General features: G+C 46.3%; 19 protein-coding genes and 4 tRNA genes. 14 read left to right on the forward strand and 9 right to left on the reverse strand.

The window, feature by feature from the left end:
* Window positions 1-5: 5 nt before the first annotated feature.
* The 4 genes from DA100_RS16205 to DA100_RS16220 are packed head-to-tail and all read left to right on the forward strand — an operon-like array spanning window position 6 to window position 2,823.
* On the forward strand, window positions 6-1,460 hold the full coding sequence (locus tag DA100_RS16205) for a M48 family metallopeptidase (RefSeq protein ID WP_138973085.1): 1,455 nt from the start codon (window positions 6-8) through the stop codon (window positions 1,458-1,460).
* A gap of 18 nt (window positions 1,461-1,478) precedes the next feature.
* The gene (gene arsC, locus DA100_RS16210) at window positions 1,479-1,823 is read left to right on the forward strand and encodes an arsenate reductase (glutaredoxin) (RefSeq protein WP_138973086.1); all 345 of its coding nucleotides are present in this window, start codon (window positions 1,479-1,481) and stop codon (window positions 1,821-1,823) included.
* The gene (gene wrbA / locus DA100_RS16215) at window positions 1,820-2,392 is read left to right on the forward strand and encodes an NAD(P)H:quinone oxidoreductase (RefSeq protein ID WP_138973087.1); all 573 of its coding nucleotides are present in this window, start codon (window positions 1,820-1,822) and stop codon (window positions 2,390-2,392) included. Before arsC ends, wrbA begins: the two co-directional genes overlap by 4 nt.
* Window positions 2,393-2,394: 2 nt before the next feature.
* Window positions 2,395-2,823, forward strand: coding sequence for a DUF2069 domain-containing protein (locus DA100_RS16220; protein ID WP_138973088.1), 429 nt, complete (start codon window positions 2,395-2,397; stop codon window positions 2,821-2,823).
* A gap of 38 nt (window positions 2,824-2,861) precedes the next feature.
* Here the strand turns inward: DA100_RS16220 and DA100_RS16225 are convergent, their stop codons facing one another.
* Window positions 2,862-4,145 (reverse strand): DUF2066 domain-containing protein, encoded by a 1,284-nt coding sequence (locus DA100_RS16225; RefSeq protein ID WP_138973089.1) that lies wholly within the window; start codon window positions 4,143-4,145, stop codon window positions 2,862-2,864.
* Window positions 4,146-4,405: 260 nt separating this feature from the next.
* Here DA100_RS16225 and DA100_RS16230 point away from each other — a divergent pair, with 260 nt between their 5' ends.
* Window positions 4,406-5,650, forward strand: coding sequence for a uracil-xanthine permease family protein (locus DA100_RS16230; protein ID WP_138973090.1), 1,245 nt, complete (start codon window positions 4,406-4,408; stop codon window positions 5,648-5,650).
* Between the two features lie 96 nt (window positions 5,651-5,746).
* Here the strand turns inward: DA100_RS16230 and ybaK are convergent, their stop codons facing one another.
* From ybaK to hemA, 8 genes are all read right to left on the reverse strand, one after another.
* Entirely contained in the window at window positions 5,747-6,220 is a 474-nt protein-coding gene (gene ybaK, locus DA100_RS16235; RefSeq protein WP_138973091.1) for a Cys-tRNA(Pro) deacylase, read from the reverse strand.
* 87 nt (window positions 6,221-6,307) lie between these two features.
* Entirely contained in the window at window positions 6,308-7,969 is a 1,662-nt protein-coding gene (ushA, locus tag DA100_RS16240; RefSeq protein WP_138973092.1) for a bifunctional UDP-sugar hydrolase/5'-nucleotidase UshA, read from the reverse strand.
* Window positions 7,970-8,422: 453 nt separating this feature from the next.
* The gene (gene kdsA / locus DA100_RS16245) at window positions 8,423-9,274 is read right to left on the reverse strand and encodes a 3-deoxy-8-phosphooctulonate synthase (RefSeq protein ID WP_138973093.1); all 852 of its coding nucleotides are present in this window, start codon (window positions 9,272-9,274) and stop codon (window positions 8,423-8,425) included.
* A gap of 45 nt (window positions 9,275-9,319) precedes the next feature.
* The gene (locus DA100_RS16250) at window positions 9,320-10,129 is read right to left on the reverse strand and encodes a SirB1 family protein (protein ID WP_138973094.1); all 810 of its coding nucleotides are present in this window, start codon (window positions 10,127-10,129) and stop codon (window positions 9,320-9,322) included.
* A 35-nt stretch (window positions 10,130-10,164) separates the two neighbouring features.
* Complete coding sequence (locus DA100_RS16255; protein WP_138973095.1) at window positions 10,165-10,548, reverse strand: SirB2 family protein; 384 nt, start codon at window positions 10,546-10,548, stop codon at window positions 10,165-10,167.
* Between the two features lie 12 nt (window positions 10,549-10,560).
* Entirely contained in the window at window positions 10,561-11,421 is an 861-nt protein-coding gene (prmC, locus tag DA100_RS16260) for a peptide chain release factor N(5)-glutamine methyltransferase (RefSeq protein ID WP_138973096.1), read from the reverse strand.
* 4 nt (window positions 11,422-11,425) lie between these two features.
* Entirely contained in the window at window positions 11,426-12,514 is a 1,089-nt protein-coding gene (gene prfA / locus DA100_RS16265) for a peptide chain release factor 1 (RefSeq protein WP_138973097.1), read from the reverse strand.
* Between the two features lie 47 nt (window positions 12,515-12,561).
* Window positions 12,562-13,818, reverse strand: coding sequence for a glutamyl-tRNA reductase (gene hemA, locus DA100_RS16270; RefSeq protein WP_138973098.1), 1,257 nt, complete (start codon window positions 13,816-13,818; stop codon window positions 12,562-12,564).
* Between the two features lie 160 nt (window positions 13,819-13,978).
* Here hemA and lolB point away from each other — a divergent pair, with 160 nt between their 5' ends.
* The 9 genes from lolB (at window position 13,979) to DA100_RS16320 (ending at window position 19,010) form a co-directional block, all read left to right on the forward strand.
* Complete coding sequence (lolB, locus tag DA100_RS16275) at window positions 13,979-14,593, forward strand: lipoprotein insertase outer membrane protein LolB (RefSeq protein WP_138973099.1); 615 nt, start codon at window positions 13,979-13,981, stop codon at window positions 14,591-14,593.
* A complete protein-coding gene (ispE, locus tag DA100_RS16280; protein ID WP_138973100.1) occupies window positions 14,590-15,462 on the forward strand; it encodes a 4-(cytidine 5'-diphospho)-2-C-methyl-D-erythritol kinase in 873 nt (290 codons plus the stop codon). Before lolB ends, ispE begins: the two co-directional genes overlap by 4 nt.
* A 29-nt stretch (window positions 15,463-15,491) precedes the next feature.
* On the forward strand, window positions 15,492-16,436 hold the full coding sequence (locus tag DA100_RS16285; RefSeq protein ID WP_138973101.1) for a ribose-phosphate pyrophosphokinase: 945 nt from the start codon (window positions 15,492-15,494) through the stop codon (window positions 16,434-16,436).
* A 139-nt stretch (window positions 16,437-16,575) separates the two neighbouring features.
* Window positions 16,576-17,166 carry an aminoacyl-tRNA hydrolase gene (gene pth / locus DA100_RS16290; protein ID WP_138973102.1) on the forward strand — a complete coding sequence of 197 codons (591 nt, stop codon included), beginning with the start codon at window positions 16,576-16,578 and terminating at the stop codon, window positions 17,164-17,166.
* 10 nt (window positions 17,167-17,176) lie between these two features.
* Window positions 17,177-18,268, forward strand: coding sequence for a redox-regulated ATPase YchF (gene ychF, locus DA100_RS16295; RefSeq protein WP_138973103.1), 1,092 nt, complete (start codon window positions 17,177-17,179; stop codon window positions 18,266-18,268).
* A 268-nt stretch (window positions 18,269-18,536) separates the two neighbouring features.
* Window positions 18,537-18,613, forward strand: a tRNA-Met gene (locus tag DA100_RS16305).
* 53 nt (window positions 18,614-18,666) lie between these two features.
* Window positions 18,667-18,751 (forward strand) — tRNA-Leu (locus DA100_RS16310).
* Between the two features lie 29 nt (window positions 18,752-18,780).
* Window positions 18,781-18,855 (forward strand) — tRNA-Gln (locus tag DA100_RS16315).
* A 78-nt stretch (window positions 18,856-18,933) separates the two neighbouring features.
* Window positions 18,934-19,010 (forward strand) — tRNA-Met (locus tag DA100_RS16320).
* The last annotated feature ends 87 nt before the right edge of the window (window positions 19,011-19,097 follow it).

Consider the following 19,097-nt stretch of genomic DNA (forward strand, 5'->3'; position numbering starts at 1 on the left):
AATATATGTTTAAACGTATGCGCTCATTGGCCTGCTTGTCTGTTGCAGCCGCTTTAATCGCTCCTGCTCCTGCACTGGCCAACAACCTTGATCTTCCGGATATTGGCACTACCGCAAGCAGCACGCTCACCATTGCCCAAGAAATGCAGTATGGTGACGCCTATATGCGTATGCTACGCGACAGTAAACCGATCGTTAATGACCCCGTGCTCAACGAGTACATCGACAGTTTGGGACATCGCTTGGTCGCCAATGCCTCTGACGTGAAAACCCCGTTTACCTTTTTTATGATTCGTGATCGTAACATCAACGCCTTCGCGTTTTTTGGTGGTTACGTCGCGCTACACTCTGGGTTGTTTCTTCATGCTCAGAGCGAAAGTGAACTTGCCTCGGTAGTTGCTCACGAGATTGCGCACGTTACTCAGCGGCACTTAGCACGAAGCATGGAGGAGCAAGCAAGACGCTCTCCTGCAACAATGGCCGCTCTTGCCGGTTCACTTTTACTGGCTATTGCAGCACCAGAAGCAGGCATCGCTGCGATAACCGCGACAACCGCTGGTAGTATTCAAGGCCAAATAAACTATACCCGTAGCAACGAAAAAGAAGCTGACCGCTTTGGTATCAATACCCTTTCGAAAGCAGGCTTTGATGTCAACGCCATGCCGCGTTTCTTTGGGCGTCTAGCAGAAGAGTATCGTTACGCGAGTAAACCACCGCCGATGCTACTCACCCACCCACTGCCAGAAGATCGTATTACCGATACCCGAGCTCGTGCTCAAAATTATCCCGCCACAAGAGTCGATCCATCATTGGACTACCACCTCGCTCGTGCGCGAATTGTTGCCCGCTACGCTGGTATCGATGCGAAGGCTGCACTAGATTGGTTTAATCGTGTAGAAAAAAAGGCCGCTCCAAGTGTTCAGGTCGCGTTTCAGTACGGCAAAGCGTTAGTGCACCTTGATAACAAGGAGCTGGATCAAGCGAGTACGATCCTTCATAAGCTGTTTGAACAGCAACCGAACAATCGCTTCTACCTTGATGCGATGTCAGATCTCTATATTGCTCAGGGCAAAGCCGACAAAGCCGAAGCCATGCTGTTGAAAGCGTTGCAAGCCGCTCCCAACAATGCGGTGATTTCTATTAACTACGCGAATGCACTGCTTAAACAAGACAAAAATGCTGAAGCGGTAAAAGTTCTGCAACGCTATACCCATGACAATCCAAATGATGTGAATGGTTGGCACCTGTTATCGGAAGCAAGCATCCACTTAGGGTTCAGCGATGAGGATCTCGCTGCACGCGCAGAGATTCTCGCTTTGAAAGCGAACTGGAACAAAGCTATCCAATACTATACACAAGCTAGTCAACTCGCAGAGCTTGGCAGTTTAAAACAAGCAAGATACGATGCTCGAATCGACCAGCTAATGGTTCAGCGTGACCGTTTCTTAGCACTACAATAATTAAATGGAGATTACTCTATGTCAGTCGTGATTTATCACAACCCTCGTTGCTCAAAAAGCCGTCAGACTCTTGCTTTGTTGGAAGAGCGTGGTATTCAGCCAGAGATTGTCACTTACCTAGAAACACCACCCAGGGTTGACCAACTGAAGACACTGATGTCTCAGCTTGAACTCACTGACGTCCGTGACATGATGCGCACGAAAGAAGACATCTATAAAGAGCTTGATCTCAAGTCAGCAGACGATGAGACCTTATTCAAAGCGATGACCGAAAATCCGAAACTGATTGAGCGTCCAATTGTGGTTGCGAATGGCAAAGCGAAACATGGCCGCCCACCGGAGCAAGTTCTCGATATTCTATGAGCTGCCAAATCGTTATTCTCTATTACAGTCGCCACGGCTCAACACGAGCGATTGCGCGACAAATAGCACGTGGGGTGGAATCCATCCCACAGTGTGAAGCGGTACTAAGAACCGTTGATGAGCTGGAATCTTCGTACTCTGATCCCGCCGATCCAACCATCACCCTGAATGAGCTTAAACAGTGCGACGGTTTGGCGATGGGAAGTCCAGTTTGGTTTGGCAATATGGCGGCTCCGCTTAAACACTTTTGGGATAAGACCACGCCTTTGTGGGTATCTGGGGATCTCATCGATAAACCAGCTTGCGTATTTACTTCCTCCTCCAGCATGCATGGCGGTCAGGAGACAACGCTGCAAAGCATGATGCTGCCTTTGCTTCACCACGGCATGATGATCTTAGGCATTCCCTATTCTGAGCCTAAGCTTCATTCTACACAGTCAGGTGGCACTCCCTATGGGGCTACGTCGGTGAGCACTTCTAACTCGGCACTCAGTGACGATGAAATAGAACTCTCTCAACAACTTGGCAAGCGCCTCGCGCAAACCGCTTTAAAAATGAAGGACCACTAAATATGCAAGAGATGCAACCCACAACAAAGCTGTATCGTCTGTTGGCCTTGTTTGGCAATCTCGCACTGTTGGCATGGATCGCACTGTGGCAGCTCTCTTTGTCGCCCCATCCTCATATTGGCAGTACAACATTGGCGATAGCTTGGGCAATCCCACTCTTGCTTCCCCTCCCCGGCATTTTGGCCGGTAAGCCATACACGCACGCTTGGGCCAACTTTGTTCTTATGCTCTACTTCCTGCATGGTTTTACCATTCTCTATATCGATGATGGGGAACGTTGGCTGGCGGTGGTGGAACTTGTTCTGACCACCATCGCTTTCTTTGGCAATGTTCTTTATGCGCGCACAAGAGGCAAAGAGTTAGGCATGAAGCTAAAACGACTGTCTAAAGTAGAGAAAGAAGAAAAAGCGCGATTTGAAGCGGATAAGTAATCAATAAAAAAGGGTCTGAATAATCAGACCCTTTTTTGTTATTGGGTAATCAATGCTGACTCACTGGTTTCTGTCAACGAGTCACTATTCGGTGATTCCGACTCTGGATTGATTTGTGGCTCAGGCGCTACATACGGCTTACCTTGCCATTCGAAGACCAGAATCATCTCTGTGGCGATGACTTCTGCAGCGACTTGGCTTGTTTGAGGCTGAACCTCTAGTGCGGTTGATTGCTCACCTTGCGTAGTAGCCTCAATGTTTTGCTCAACAGCTAACTCACTGCCAGATTCTACAGTGGTAACCTCAGGCACAACAATCTGTGGCTGTTCAGTCACGCTTTCACGTTGAACGAGATCACCAAGACGGCGGACTTCCTGTTCAAACTCTTGCTCAGTCGAAAGCAGATGAACATTGAAGGTCACTTGGTTGCCCTGAATTTTCAAGATATCAATGGACGCCACCGAGCTAAGCTTCTTGAGCTGGTTCTCTAGTGTGAAGAAGCCAACCGCGTCATTTAGTTCTGTAAAACGTACTTTAATTGCTTGTGATGACTCACTTGCAACCACCACGGCACTCTTCTTCGCGTAGTAGTCACTGATTTGGTTGATCATTTTGTCAGCCGCATCCGAGCCGTTATTTGAGCCGGACAACGGAGCTTGGCGCGCCACGCCAATACTTGCAGGTTTTTGATCGTATAAGGTCCAACGAACACTGTTACCTTGAGCTCGAACTACCAACACCGCATCGACTGGGTAGCGCTGACTGGCTTGACCGACTGGCTGAATGAATCCACCCCACAGATCTGAAACAGCAACACCTGTAATATCGTCAAAATCACCGACAGGCACCGTTAGCGGTAAGCCTCGTTTCTCGGCTTGAGCCTGCATTTGAGTAAGTACTGTAGAGCTAGAGTGTTCCCAAATAATGTTTCTATCGGCCGGCCCTTCTTCAACCAACCACACTAATAAGTTCGCGCGCGCTGCTGGCCAAATCGGTAACTGAGCCTGACTTAGTAAAGAACGAATATGCGGAGCACTAAAGCCCATACGCAATGTTTGTTCACCATTCGCCTGACCATAGCTCAGTTGGGCTAGATATTGGGCACTTTGCTGTAGTGCTTTTTGAACGACAGGATTGGAAATCGCTTCACGATCACCCGAGGCTTTTACAATCACCTCTTTCATACCTTCTGCACGTGCTTGAGCATCGGCATTCTCAACCGTCTGGTCTAGTACGATTTCAGTACGGTACAAATCAACATTGGTCAGAGCCATTGCTGGTAACGCTATCATCCCCAGAACGAGCAAAGCTAATTGGCGCATACACTTCCTAACATCAGTTTTTTACACGTTAAAGGTCGATGATAAGCAACTATCGGAGTTGGAGCAACTAAAGGTCTAGGATATCGTCGTCAAACTCGACTTTCTCGTTTGAATACATAGTGGCCATCTATGAGTAATTCGCAAAACATTTGATCGAGTTCAGATTGCAAACGTTTGGCATAATGCTAAAATCCCGCGAATTTTATTTTTGTCGAGTGATTTACATTACTCGTCGCTTCGCTACTTAAAGGAATGACAACATGAAAAATGCCATTCAAGGCGTTCAAATGCTCTTCGTCGCGTTTGGTGCTCTGGTTCTCGTACCACTACTGACGGGCTTAGATCCAAGTGTCGCACTGTTCGGTGCCGGTGTCGGTACCCTACTTTTCCAAATGATTACTCGCCGTAGCGTTCCTATTTTCTTAGCCTCTTCTTTTGCTTTTATTGCACCTATTCTTTACGGTGTTCAAGCATGGGGCGTTCCAGCAACCATGGGTGGCCTAATGGCTGCTGGCTGTGTGTATGTGGCGATGGGTGCTTTGATTAAAGTTCGTGGTGTTGAAATCATCCATAAGCTTTTACCACCCGTTGTTGTCGGTCCTGTGATCATGGTTATTGGCCTTGGTCTAGCGCCTGTAGCAGTGAATATGGCACTAGGTAAAGTGGACGGTGCTCAAGTGATTGATGCGAACGCTTCACTGGTTATCTCTGTGGCTTCACTCCTTACAACTATCGCTCTAAGCGTTTTCGCTAAAGGCTTTTTAAAGCTGACTCCTATCTTAGGCGGTATCGTTGTAGGTTACTGTTTGAGTCTCGGCTACGGTATTGTTGATTTTACTCCTGTTCATCAGGCAGCTTGGTTCGCACTACCTAACTTCACTTTCCCTGAGTTCAACATTAACGCGATCCTGTTCATGATTCCTGTAGCGATTGCACCAGCTGTAGAACACGTAGGTGACATGCTGGCAATCTCTAACGTAACAGGTAAAAACTACGTTAAGAAGCCGGGTCTACACCGCACTATCACTGGCGACGGGGTAGCAACCATTGCCGCTTCAATGGTCGGCGCGCCGCCAAATACGACTTACTCAGAAGTCACCGGTGCAGTAATGCTGACTAAAGCGTTTAACCCTGTGATCATGACGTGGGCTGCAGTATCTGCAATCGTTCTGGCACTGGTTGGTAAGCTAGGCGCTGTACTACAAACCATCCCAATGCCTGTCATGGGCGGTATTATGATTCTGCTGTTCGGTTCTATCGCAACCGTCGGTCTGAATACCCTAATCAAAAACAACGTCGATCTCCATAAATCACGTAACCTTGTCATCGTTGCTATCACACTAGTATTTGGTATCGGTGGTATGGCTTTCGGTGTTGGCGAATTTAGCCTACAGGGTGTAAGCCTATGTGGTATCGTGGCAATTCTTCTTAACCTTGTGCTACCAAAAGACCTTGGTGAAAACCATGTGGTAGATAATGCGCAGATAGAAGAAGAAGCGAAGTAGAATCGAGAGTCGAGAAAAATTTGAGAGGGTTGGCACTGTGTCAACCCTGTTCTTTTTGATTCAATGAGTGAGATATCACCAGTAAGGTGGTTGGTGTTAAATACACAACTCAGCAAATTGCGCTCGAGTAAGCGTTGCCAGATCTTTCGGTGCCAGTTCAATTTCTAAGCCGCGTTTTCCAGCGCTAACACAGATGGTTTCTTTTTGCTCAGCGCTGATGTGAATAAAGGTCGGCAAAGCTTTCTTCTGCCCTAACGGACTGATCCCCCCAACCACATAGCCTGTCGTTTTCTGAGCAATATCTGGATCGGCCATATCGGCTTTTTTCGCTTTTGCCGCCTTAGCAGCCAGCTTAAGGTTTAGCTTCTGATCAACCGGAATAATTGCCACAGCTAAGTTTTTAGCTTCACCGTTGAGGCTAAACAGCAGCGTCTTAAATACTTTGGCTGGGTCCTGATCCAATACCTGTGCAGCCTCAAGTCCGTAACTCTCCGCACGAGGGTCATGATCATATTGGTGAATGGTGTGAACAACCTTTTTCTTTTTAGCGAGATTGATTGCAGGAGTCATACTCCCTCCTGTTCTGTGATAGAAACAAAAAGCGCCACTCCGAAGAGTGGCGCTTTAGATTAATGATATTGATAAGTTGTCGTCAACTTACTTGTATACCATCTCGCCTGATGGAGCGTATTTGTTTACGTCAACTGGGCTGTTTGCTTCCAGGTACTCTTTCAGTACTTCAGCGTCTACGAAGCCAGTGTTAACGTGACCTGGGTGACCAGTTAGTTTAGGGTATCCGTCACCACCAGCAGCGTTGTAGCTTGGTACAGTGAAGCGGTAAGTTTCGTCTAGACGAAGTTGTTTGCCACCGATGAATACGTTAGAAACTTCACCGTTTGCTACCGTCATAGAGATACCAGCAAACTGAGCGTAAGCACCAGAATCTACTGGCTTAGTCGCTACTACGTTTAGGTAGTCTAGTACTTCTTGGCCAGACATATCAGTGTAAGTCAGGATGTTAGCGAATGGCTGAACTGTCAGTACGTCTTTGTAGGTTACATCGCCAGCTTCGATAGAGTCACGGACACCACCTGAGTTCATTACAGCGAAGTCTGCTTTCGCACGCTCCATGTGAGCAGTTGCAATGAGACGACCTAGGTTAGTTTGCTGGAAGCGAACTACGTTACGGTCACCTTCAAGCTTACCGTTTGTCTCAGCGATCTTAACGTTTAGCTGAGCTTGGCCTTGCTCTTGGTATGGACGTAGGAAATCAAGAAGCGCTTGATCTTGCGCGATTTCATCTTCAATAAGAACGCGCTGTTTCTTACCGTCAATCTTAACTTTCTTCTTCAGGTTCACAGGGATTAGGTCGTAGCTTACCATCTCAAGTTCACCGTTACGGAATTCGTAATCAGCACGGCCTACGTATTTACCCCATTCGTGCGCCTGAACAATGTAAGTACCGTTTTGCATGTCTGGCTTACATTCGTCAGAAGGCTTGAAGTTTTTCTTAACAACGTTTGGCGCTTCCATACATACTGGCTCTTGAGAGTGACCGCCAACGATCATGTCCAGAGAACCTTCGTCCAGGTAGCGAGCCAGGGCTACGTCACCCGGTGCGTTAACGCCACGTTTGCCATCTTCGTAGTGACCCATGTGAGTAACAGCGAAGATTAGGTCAGGTTTTTCAGTCTTCTCAAGTTCAGCGATAAGTTTCTTCGCTTCTTCTTTAGGGTCGCGGAAATCTACGCCACCGATGAATTCTGGGTTACCGATTTTTGCAGTGTCTTCAGTAGTTAAACCAATAACAGCAATCTTGATGCCTTGCTTGTCAAACATCTGGTAAGCCTGGAACATACGTTCGCCAGTCTTTTTGTCGTAGATGTTCGCTGAAAGCATTGGGAAATTCGCCCACTCTTTCTGCTTGAATAGAACTTCTAGAGGGTTATCGAACTCGTGGTTACCTAGTGCCATTGCATCGTAACCAATTTTGCTCATACCTTTGAAATCTGGTTCAGCGTCTTGTAGATCAGACTCTGGAACACCTGTGTTGATATCACCGCCAGAAAGAAGTAGCGAACTACCACCTTCAGCCGCGATCTCAGCGCGAAGTTCGTCAATAAGAGTCTTACGAGCAGCCATGCCGTACTCACCGTATTTGTTCTGCCAGAAGCGACCGTGGTGGTCGTTAGTGTGAAGAACTGTCAGCTTGTAAGTTTTGTCTGCTTCCCACTCATGTTGTGGTGCTGTTGCACAACCAGCTAGAGTTGCCAGAATTGCTGCGCTAATTGCGCTTTTTACGATCAGGCCTTGCTTCATTGTCATACCTTTTGAACTTTTAGGGTTTCCACTGCTTTTTATTACTGCTCCTTATGAATAGACAGACTTGGAAATTAAAGTGCTGAAAGAGCAGTAAAACTTGAACTAGTTTAAATTAACCTTATTGACCTGACAGTGTGATTTCATATTTATGTAGGATGGATCACCTTAATCTGCTATCGAATGTGTAACAAACCATCAAAGTTGCACCTGTTCTAATAAGTGATCACAAGCAAACGTTTTCATGTGCTTTTCGCACGATTGTGAGTTTGATTAACTAATCAACAGAATAAGATAACGCTGCGGAAAAGATGTTTAATTCCAGTGAGTTATTGTTATATTATAACAACAAGATTAGAGTCAGCTATCGCTGGTGCTGAGTAGAATATAGACCAAAAATAAATACAAAAAAGCCGGCAGTTACGCCGGCTTTTGCAAATTTAGAAATCGTGGTTATTTGATGTCAATATGCTCAAAACCTTTGATCAGGTCATCAAGTGCTTTCATCTGTGCCAGGAACGGTTCTAGTTTATCTAGCGGTAGCGCTGATGGACCATCACAACGTGCTTGATCTGGATTTGGGTGTGCTTCGATAAACAGACCAGCGATACCCGTAGCAAGACCCGCTTTCGCTAGCTCAACAGTTTGTTCACGACGACCACCAGAAGCGGCACCAGATGGGTCACGCATCTGTAGTGAGTGAGTTACGTCAAAGATAATCGGGCTGCCGTTTGACGCTTTGTTCATCACACCGAAGCCTAGCATGTCTACTACCAGGTTATCATAACCATGGCACGAACCACGCTCACAAAGAATGATGTTTTCGTTGCCACACTCGCTGAACTTATCAACGATGTTACCAACCTGACCAGGACTCATAAACTGAGGTTTCTTAACGTTGATTACCGCACCAGTTTTCGCCATCGCTTCCACCAAGTCAGTCTGGCGAGCAAGGAAAGCGGGTAGTTGAATCACGTCAACAACATCAGCAACAGGTTGAGCTTGTGCCTCAGTGTGCACGTCAGTAATGATCTTAACGCCAAAAGTATCTTTCAGCTCTTGGAAGATTTTCATCCCCTCTTCAAGACCAGGACCACGGTACGAATGTACTGAGCTACGGTTTGCTTTATCGAATGAAGCTTTGAATACGTATGGAATACCCAGTTTCTCAGTCACTTTTACATAGTGCTCACAGATCTGCATAGCTAGATCGCGCGATTCTAGGACGTTCATACCTGCAAACAGCGTGAATGGCTTGTCGTTTGCTACTGGAATGTCACCAACGTGAACAATTTTCTGTTCCATTTTATTCTCTCTATTTCGATGTCTGCCAACAGCTAAGCGTTGGACTTAATGTAAGGTCACCTGAGTTTCACTCATGGCGGTCACTTGATTCTTTAACAACTCTGCACCCGGATCATCCGGACACTGATCGATAAAATACTGATAGTCGCTCAATGCGATTTGGTGGCAATCAAGTTGCTGATAGATAAAGCCACGGTCACGGATTTCATAAGGATCGTCTGGAGCAAACGTCAGTGCCAAATCGGTACACTTTAATGCCAGAGTATAGCGCTCTTCACGTAACAGAGCACTTTTCAGCAAGGCTAACCAGCGACCAATAATCGTTGGGTTGTCAGTCTCTTTTAAATGTTTTGTCTCTAGCTTCGCCAATGGTCCTTTGTGACCAATAAGCCAAGCACCCAAGGTGTGTTCAGAAACATACTCGCCATTAAACGGATTAACGTATAACGGCTTTTCGTTATACCACTCTAATTTGAGTAGGAACTGAGTCGGGAAAGTGACCCCTACTAAAGGAAAACCCAGCTTTCTCGCAAGGTACAGCAAAATCGCCCCCAGGCTAACTGGAATTCCTTTACGACTTTGCAGAACTTTATCGATAAAGCCATTGTCTGAATGAAAATAGCTCTCTCTATCGCCGCGAAACTCCCACTGATAGTAGAAGAGTCGCAACAAGGCGTCAAAACGCTGCTTGTCATCAAATTCATGGACAAGTGCAATTTCGGCTTCTTGCACCAAACGATTGAGCTCTGCTTTCGACCACTGAACATCAGTCTGAGGGTTGATCGCTTCATTGAGTTCTAATGCGCCTTCAACCAGCTCCATCGCATCAAAGTCTTCATCAAACAATTCAAACATATCGGTTGTCATAACTATATCAACCTAAATAACCATTAACCAAAGAACAGAGGTGTTTTAGTTACCGCGACTTTGCCAGCCATCGCTAACCAACCTAAAGCACCGAAGAATGAAAATGTTCTTAGCAACTTGTTTTTACCGAGTTTTAAAGCAAAAAAGCCCAGTGCGATGTAAGCGAGTACACACGTGATTTTTTCTGTCAGCCAAGCAGATTCAGGTGTAAACGGGATAAAGCCCGTGATCATAATCAGGCCGATACCTGATAGCAGTAAACAGGTGTCGTTGATGTGTGGAAATACCTTAAAGAACTTCTTCTCTAACAGGTTTGAATTCGCCATCATCATCGCAAATCGAACCGACAGAAGCGTCGTACTAATAACAATCGTTAACAGGTGGAAATGCTTTAAACCTTCGTACATTGATAATCTCTCTTACTTCACTGATGAGAACTGACCGATCGTTACTCGATCGTTGTCACCATAGTCCTTGTAGGTAGCCACTTGGTCGTAGCCAAGTGATATTAGTAATTCTCGCACAGCCTCGCCTTGTTCGAAACCATGTTCAAACATCAGCCAACCTTGTTCGGCTAGGTAGTCACGCGCTTTAGTTGCGATGTGCTTGATATCGGCCAACCCTTTCTCTTCAGCCACCAGCGCACTGAGTGGTTCGAAACGCACATCTCCTTGAGTCAGATGTGGGTCTTCTTTCTCGATATAAGGTGGGTTGGACACAATCAAAGCAAACTCTGTACCAGTCGGAATCGGATCAAACCAGCTACCGGCCATAAAGCGCGTGTTAGATATGTTGAGCGCATCAGCATTTGATTGAGCCAATTGCTGAGCCTCTGGTTTTAAATCGACGCCCCACACTTGTCGCTTAGGCAGTTCAGAGGCAAGTGCAAGCGCTATAGCTCCGGTTCCGGTTCCTAAGTCCAAGATATCACCTTGATGATTTGAGGCTTTATCCAGTGCAATTTCAACCAGTCGTTCAGTATCCGGTCTTGGGATTAAAGTACTTGGCGAGACCTTTAGTGGCAATGACCAAAACTCACGTTCACCCACAATGTACGCGACTGGTTCACCCGCAAGCCTACGTCCCAGCAAGACTTGAAACGCCGTCAGTTCTGACGAGGATAAGATTTTATCCGGCCATGTAAGTAAGAAGGAGCGCGGTTTGTCGAGAGCGTGGCAAAGAAGTACCGCGGCATCAAGAGAGGGCGAATCACTGCCACTCTCTTGAAGTTGCTGGACGGCCTTTTTTAGTGTGCTTTCAACACTGTTATCAGCCGACATGGAATTAGTTGCTCTCAGCCAGTGCAGCAAGTTGGTCTGCTTGGTGTTCCTGAATAACAGGATCAATCAGACTTGCAAGATCGCCTTCCATCACTTCATTGAGACGGTAGATAGTCAGGTTGATACGGTGGTCTGAAACACGACCTTGTGGGTAGTTGTAGGTACGAATACGGTCACTACGGTCACCTGAACCTAGTAGGTTACGGCGCGTATCAGAAACTTCTGCGGCACGTTTTGCTTCTTCAGCCTGAATAATACGTGCAGCCAGAACGGCCATTGCTTTCGCTTTATTCTTGTGCTGAGAACGCTCGTCCTGACACTCAACCACTGTACCTGTTGGTAAGTGAGTGATACGGATTGCTGAGTCCGTGGTGTTAACGTGCTGACCACCCGCGCCCGATGCACGGAAAGTATCGATTTTCAGATCCGCCGCTTTAATTTCTGGAATTTCAGCTTCTGGAACTTCAGCCATGACGGCAACGGTACATGCCGAAGTATGTACACGACCTTGCGATTCTGTTGCAGGAACACGTTGAACACGGTGACCGCCCGACTCAAACTTTAGTACCCCATATGCACCATCACCAGACACTCTAGCGATCATCTCTTTGTAACCGCCATGCTCCGCTTCGTTTGAAGACATAACTTCAACACGCCAGCCTTTTTTCTCTGCAAACTTGCTGTACATACGGAAAAGGTCACCAGCGAAAATACCCGCTTCATCGCCACCCGCACCAGCGCGGATTTCTAAGAAACAGTTACGATCGTCGTTTGGATCTTTAGGAAGAAGAAGGATCTGTAGCTCATCGCTCAGACGTTCAATCGCCCTTTTCGCTTCTTTAATCTCTTCCTGCGCCATTTCGCGCATCTCTTCGTCGTCTTCATTCGCCATCTCTTCAGCAGCAACGAGATCTTCTTGAGCTTGCTGATAAGCTTGGAAACACTTAGTGACTTCCTCTAGTTGAGAGTACTCTTTTGACAACGCACGGAATTTATCTTGGTTACCGATCACATCAGGATCGCCCAAAAGATGTTGAACTTCTTCGTAACGCTCAACCAGTGTTTCTAACTTAGTTAAAATAGAGGCTTTCATAGTTTTCTTTAACTCGGGGGTTTAATGAAGTCTGACACTCGTAATGATTACGAGTTCTCTAGACCTAAACTTTGTCTAATGGTAGTAAGCCGTGCAGGCTCACCCTTCTCTGCGGCACTTTGTAAGGCGCGAGTAGGCGCATGAATTAATCTGTTCGTCAGTTTGTTGCTGAGTTCAAGCAAGACTTTCTCAGCATCAGTACCCGCCGCAAGAGACTGTAGGCTTTTGCTCAGGAGCTCTTCGCGAATTTCATTGGCGGTTTGACGATATTCTCGAATACTGTCTACAGCCTGAAGAGAGCGCATCCATGACATAAACGCCGCGCTTTCTTCACTGACGATCGCTTCCGCTTGAATCGCTTCAATCTTGCGTTGTTCAATATTACTATCAACAATAGACTGCAAATCATCTACTGTGTACAGGTAGGCGTCATTCAAATCACCCACTTGTGACTCAATATCACGTGGCACGGCAATATCAACCAAAAGCATGGGTTGGAAACGGCGAGATTTTAACGCGCTTTCTACCATACCTTTACCTATGATAGGCAAAGGGCTCGCGGTAGAACTGATCACGATATCTGCTCGTGATAGATGTTCGGGAATCTCAGGCAAGCCAATAATCTCTGCCCCAAACTGCTCAGCCAACGACAATGCGCGCTCTTTGGTTCGGTTAGCAACAATCATCTTAGTACAGCCATTGCCAGCAAGATGCTTAGCGACCAACTCGATAGTCTCACCCGCACCAACCAACAACACTGTCGACTTTTCTAACGATTCAAAAATATGTTTCGCAAGTGTACAAGCTGCATATGCGACGGAAACGGCATTGCCACCGATATCCGTTTCTGTCCTCACGCGTTTCGCTACCGAAAAAGCCTTCTGGAATAATTTTTCCATCGACGAATCAACCGCTTTGTTGTCACGCGAATCTGAATACGCTTGCTTAACTTGACCCAATATCTGAGGTTCACCCAACACCAGTGAATCCAACCCGCACGAAACTCGCATTAAATGACGTATTGCGGCTTGTTCCTCATGAATGTAGAGACTGGGTTTTAGATCTTCAGGGCTAACCTGATGGAAATGCGACAACCAATCGATAATCTTGCTTTTACCACCACCTTTTACATCGCAATAGATTTCGGTGCGATTACAGGTAGAAATGATGACGCTGCCATTCACAGCAGGGTTATGGCCAAGCTGTTGTAATGCTTCAGGTAACTTATCCGGACCAAAAGCGACTTTTTCACGCAGTTCGACTGAGGCCGTATTGTGGTTGATACCTATAGCAAGCAAAGACATGTATCTTGGATTCTCTGATTCAGATATGGACAAATAAGGTCGGAATTTTACTTGATGCCCCCGTTTATTGAAAGGGGAATAAGGATATGTTTTCTTGAGTTCGTGATTTCAGTGATATAGTGAGGCCTAACTTTGGGCAAAACTGGATAAATAATCAGCAATGACGAAACATTTTCGCTCTCTTGTTATTCTACTTGCAGGCTTATTTTTGCTTAATGGCTGTGCAACCATAGAGAGCACAACGAACGTAGAGTGGCAAACTCATCAGCAAAGATTGGCATCAATCGACGCTTATCAATCTACGGGTAAACTGGGCTATATTTCTCCCGAACAAAGACAATCACTTAATTTCCAATGGTCATACTCCGCCGATTTGACCCAATTGAGGTTAACCACTTTTCTTGGTCAAACCGCTCTCAACCTAAAAGCCACTCCGCAAGGCGCTACCGTTGAGACCTATGATGACCAACGCTATTCAGCTCCGACATCTCAAGCACTGATTCAACGCCTGACTGGCTTAAATATCCCGGTCGAACAGCTCAATGACTGGATGCTGGGTCGCCCCACTCAAGCTGACGATTATCGATTAAGTGAGACCAACACTCTCGCCCGCCTAACCAAACAAGTGGGTCTACAAACTTGGCAACTCGACTATCTCACGTATCAGGATGTCCAATACGGGGGAACGGCGTTACCGCTGCCGAAAAAAATCAAACTCACACAGGGCAACATCTCTATTAACCTGTTTATTTCCAACTGGAACCTCAGCGAATGATCACGGAAACCACTCATTGGCCTTCTCCGGCAAAGCTTAACCTATTTCTTTATATCACTGGTCGTCGTGACAACGGTTACCATGAACTGCAAACCCTGTTTCAGTTTCTCGATCATGGCGACGATCTAACCATTACCGCCAATGACTCTGGTGAAATCACCCTCTCACCAGAGATCCCGGGCGTACCTCTGCATGACAACTTGATCTGGAAAGCCGCAACAGCCTTACAATTAAAGTCAGGCTGTTGCTATGGAGCTCATATTGAGCTGAACAAAGTGCTGCCTATGGGCGGTGGTATCGGTGGTGGTTCATCGAACGCAGCCAGCACGTTAGTGGCGCTGAACTTTTTGTGGCAAACCAACTTATCTGATGATGAACTTGCTGAAATTGGACTGAAGCTCGGTGCCGATGTGCCAGTCTTTACTCGCGGGTTTGCCGCGTTTGCAGAAGGTGTCGGTGAGCGACTGACCAAGGCAGAGCCAGAAGAAAAATGGTACTTAGTGGTAAGGCCAAATGTATCGATTGCGACAGTCGACATTTTCACTCATCCGCAACTGACAAGAAACACTCCAAAACGTGAGCTGGCAACACTTCTTGACAGCCATTACGGAAACGATTGCGAAAAAATTGTTCGAATGCTGTACCAAGAGGTTGATAAGCAACTTTCATGGCTGCTACAATACGCGCCGTCGCGACTTACAGGGACAGGATCATGCGTTTTTGCCGAGTTTTCGAGCAAAAATGAGGCAGAAGCTGTTCTTGATAAACTCCCAGACACCGTCTCTACTTTTATTGCTAAAGGCAAGAATCTTTCTCCTTTGCACGAGACGCTGGCTAAGTATCGCTTAGCCCACAAACAATCTATTTAAAAACTGGACGCAACCCTGAGGTTTCCACCGTGCCTGATATGAAGCTATTTGCTGGTAACGCTACACCTGAACTAGCCCAACGTATTGCTGATCGTCTATACATCTCTCTTGGTGATGCAACTGTTTCTCGTTTTTCTGATGGCGAAGTCGCTGTTCAAATTAACGAAAACGTTCGTGGTAGTGATGTTTTCATCATTCAATCGACTTGTGCACCAACTAACGACAACCTAATGGAACTTGTAGTGATGATTGATGCAATGCGCCGCGCTTCAGCGGGCCGTATTACAGCAGTTATCCCTTACTTTGGTTACGCTCGCCAAGACCGTCGTGTACGTTCTGCTCGTGTGCCAATCACTGCTAAAGTTGTTGCAGATTTCCTTTCTAACGTTGGTGTTGACCGCGTTCTTACGATTGACCTTCACGCAGAGCAAATTCAAGGCTTCTTCGATGTACCTGTAGACAACATCTTCGGTACTCCAGTTCTTCTTGAAGATATGCAAGCACGTGGCCTAGAAAACCCAGTTGTGGTTTCTCCAGACCTAGGTGGTGTTGTTCGTGCACGTGCAACCGCTAAAGCGCTTGGTGATATCGATATCGCTATCGTTGATAAGCGTCGCCCTCGCGCTAACGTATCAGAAGTAATGAACCTAATCGGTGATGTTGAAGGTCGTGACTGTGTTATCGTTGACGACATGATCGATACAGGTGGCACACTATGTAAAGCAGCTGAAGCGCTTAAAGAGCGCGGTGCTAAGCGTGTATTCGCTTACGCAACGCATGCTGTATTCTCTGGTAATGCTGCACACAACATTGGCAACTCAGTACTAGACCAAGTTATCGTAACTGACTCTATTACTATGTCTAAAGAGATGGAAGCAACTGGCAAGGTAACAACACTAAGCCTTTCTCGCATGCTAGCTGAAGCGATTCGTCGCATCAGCAATGAAGAGTCAATCTCAGCCATGTTCAACTAATCGAACCTTCGATTAATCAGTTTTAAAAGCACCCCTCTCTGGGGTGTTTTTTTATTCCCCCTATATCCTCATCTCGCCCGTCGGCAGATTTGTATGCTATGATACTGCGCTTTTTGAGATTCCAAGAGAGATCCTAGCCTTGAGTCAACCTATCAAACTTCTTGTCGGCCTTGCCAATCCGGGGCCTGAATACGCTAAAACTCGTCACAATGCGGGTGCGTGGGTAGTAGAAGAGCTCGCACGTATTCATAACGTGACGCTGAAAAATGAAGCTAAGTTTTTTGGCCTTAGTGGGCGTATTATGGTTAACGGTCAGGATCTCCGCTTACTCATCCCAACGACTTTTATGAACCTTTCAGGTAAATCAATTGCTGCGGTAGCGAAATTCTACCAAATTAAACCTGAAGAGATCATGGTCGCACACGATGAATTGGATTTACCTCCAGGCGTCGCTAAATTTAAGAAAGGCGGTGGTCACGGAGGTCACAACGGCCTACGCGATACCATCAGCAGACTTGGGAACTGCAAAGATTTCTATCGTCTAAGGATCGGTATTGGTCATCCTGGACATAAAGACAAAGTTGCCGGCTATGTATTAGGCAAAGCACCGGCAAAAGAACAAGAGCTTCTTGATGCAGCGGCAGATGAATCTGTTCGCTGTCTGGACATTCTGATTAAGGATGGCCTTTCAAAAGCACAAAACCGTTTACACACGTTCAAAGCTGAATAAGGTTACTATCATGGGTTTTAAATGTGGCATCGTTGGCCTACCAAACGTTGGTAAATCAACACTGTTCAACGCACTCACTAAAGCTGGCATCGAAGCGGCTAACTTTCCGTTCTGTACCATCGAGCCAAACACAGGTGTTGTACCTGTGCCAGATCTACGTCTAGATGCACTAGCAAAGATCGTTAACCCACAAAGAGTACTGCCGACAACAATGGAATTTGTTGATATCGCAGGCCTTGTAGCGGGTGCCTCTCGCGGCGAAGGTCTAGGAAACAAATTCCTAGCAAACATCCGTGAAACTGACGCGATTGGTCACGTTGTGCGCTGTTTTGAAAACGAAAACATCGTTCACGTTGCTGGCAAAGTATCACCAATCGAAGATATCGAAGTGATCAACTTAGAGCTTGCAATGGCAGACTTAGATTCATGTGAACGCGCCATTCAACGTAATGCTAAGAAAGCTAAAGGCGGCGATAAAGACGCAAAATTCGAACTGACTGTTCTTGAAAGGCTACTACCTGTACTGTCTGAAGGCGGTATGGCACGTACTGTTGAGTTGTCAAAAGAAGAACTAGCGGCTGTTGGTTACCTAAACTTCCTGACTCTAAAACCAACCATGTACATCGCCAACGTGAATGAAGATGGTTTTGAGAACAACCCGTATCTAGATGCTGTTCGTGAATACGCAGAAAAAGAGAACAACGCAGTAGTTGCTGTGTGTGCGGCAATTGAGTCTGAGCTTTCTGAGCTTGAAGACGAAGACCGTGAAGAGTTCCTTGCAGATATGGGCATTGAAGAACCAGGTCTTAACCGCGTGATCCGTTCAGGTTACGAACTACTGACTCTTCATACTTACTTCACTGCTGGTGTTAAAGAAGTTCGTGCTTGGACTATCCCTGTAGGTGCAACAGCGCCTCAAGCCGCAGGTAAGATCCACACTGATTTTGAAAAAGGTTTCATTCGTGCCGAAGTTGTTGGTTATGATGACTTCATCCAGTTCAATGGCGAAAGTGGCGCGAAAGACGCAGGTAAATGGCGTTTGGAAGGTAAAGAATACATCGTTAAAGATGGCGACGTTGTTCACTTCCGTTTCAACGTTTAATTTCCATCCAAGTCTTTGACTTTAAAAGCCAGCACAATTGCTGGCTTTTTTACTGCCGCAACCTGCAGAAATAAATAAAACCCACAATCTAATGTCATTTTGTTATCAGTTTTCGATCATTAACACGCCTCTTTGTTTAAAAAGAAACCGAACAGTTGATTTCTAGGGATTTATTCAAAAAAACTATTGACGACTTTGCCTCAACTTCGCATAATGCGCGCCGTTCCCGACGATAAGGTAACGAGTCGAAAAGAACGAAACATGGTATGGCTACGTAGCTCAGCTGGTTAGAGCACATCACTCATAATGATGGGGTCACAGGTTCGAATCCCGTCGTAGCCACCATATACAACGTTATCTTGATTTTACCAATTATCAGGATGACTACAGAATACGATGCGGAAATGGCGGAATTGGTAGACGCACCAGATTTAGGTTCTGGCGCCGCAAGGTGTGAGAGTTCAAGTCTCTCTTTCCGCACCATGTTTTATGGTTTGTCAAACCATGTCTGCAGGTCTATCGCCAAGCGGTAAGGCAGCGGCTTTTGATGCCGCCATTCCCTGGTTCGAATCCAGGTAGACCTGCCACTATTTGTAGTGCTAAGCCTAATTAAAAAAGGGCTTGTCTCTAAGAGCTAGAGAGTTTATATTGTCTCGCTCACGAGTGGCTACGTAGCTCAGCTGGTTAGAGCACATCACTCATAATGATGGGGTCACAGGTTCGAATCCCGTCGTAGCCACCATATACAACGTTATCTTGATTTTACCAATTATCAGGATAACTACAGAATACGATGCGGAAATGGCGGAATTGGTAGACGCACCAGATT

Origin of the sequence: Vibrio sp. Hep-1b-8 (genome assembly GCF_006124995.1) — a bacterium.
In the GTDB taxonomy this organism is placed as follows: domain Bacteria; phylum Pseudomonadota; class Gammaproteobacteria; order Enterobacterales; family Vibrionaceae; genus Vibrio.

Bases quoted from the DNA above. Each gene is read 5' to 3' on its own strand.
- ybaK (WP_138973091.1), bottom strand. From the start codon at position 6,220: ATGACTCCTGCAATCAATCTCGCTAAAAAGAAAAAGGTTGTTCACACC.
- DA100_RS16230 (WP_138973090.1), top strand. From the start codon at position 4,406: ATGAAAAATGCCATTCAAGGCGTTCAAATGCTCTTCGTCGCGTTTGGT.
- DA100_RS16220 (WP_138973088.1), top strand. From the start codon at position 2,395: ATGCAAGAGATGCAACCCACAACAAAGCTGTATCGTCTGTTGGCCTTG.
- DA100_RS16225 (WP_138973089.1), bottom strand. From the start codon at position 4,145: ATGCGCCAATTAGCTTTGCTCGTTCTGGGGATGATAGCGTTACCAGCA.
- wrbA (WP_138973087.1), top strand. From the start codon at position 1,820: ATGAGCTGCCAAATCGTTATTCTCTATTACAGTCGCCACGGCTCAACA.
- lolB (WP_138973099.1), top strand. From the start codon at position 13,979: ATGACGAAACATTTTCGCTCTCTTGTTATTCTACTTGCAGGCTTATTT.
- ushA (WP_138973092.1), bottom strand. From the start codon at position 7,969: ATGAAGCAAGGCCTGATCGTAAAAAGCGCAATTAGCGCAGCAATTCTG.
- ispE (WP_138973100.1), top strand. From the start codon at position 14,590: ATGATCACGGAAACCACTCATTGGCCTTCTCCGGCAAAGCTTAACCTA.
- kdsA (WP_138973093.1), bottom strand. From the start codon at position 9,274: ATGGAACAGAAAATTGTTCACGTTGGTGACATTCCAGTAGCAAACGAC.
- DA100_RS16250 (WP_138973094.1), bottom strand. From the start codon at position 10,129: ATGTTTGAATTGTTTGATGAAGACTTTGATGCGATGGAGCTGGTTGAA.
- DA100_RS16205 (WP_138973085.1), top strand. From the start codon at position 6: ATGTTTAAACGTATGCGCTCATTGGCCTGCTTGTCTGTTGCAGCCGCT.
- prfA (WP_138973097.1), bottom strand. From the start codon at position 12,514: ATGAAAGCCTCTATTTTAACTAAGTTAGAAACACTGGTTGAGCGTTAC.
- prmC (WP_138973096.1), bottom strand. From the start codon at position 11,421: ATGTCGGCTGATAACAGTGTTGAAAGCACACTAAAAAAGGCCGTCCAG.
- arsC (WP_138973086.1), top strand. From the start codon at position 1,479: ATGTCAGTCGTGATTTATCACAACCCTCGTTGCTCAAAAAGCCGTCAG.
- hemA (WP_138973098.1), bottom strand. From the start codon at position 13,818: ATGTCTTTGCTTGCTATAGGTATCAACCACAATACGGCCTCAGTCGAA.
- DA100_RS16255 (WP_138973095.1), bottom strand. From the start codon at position 10,548: ATGTACGAAGGTTTAAAGCATTTCCACCTGTTAACGATTGTTATTAGT.
- ychF (WP_138973103.1), top strand. From the start codon at position 17,177: ATGGGTTTTAAATGTGGCATCGTTGGCCTACCAAACGTTGGTAAATCA.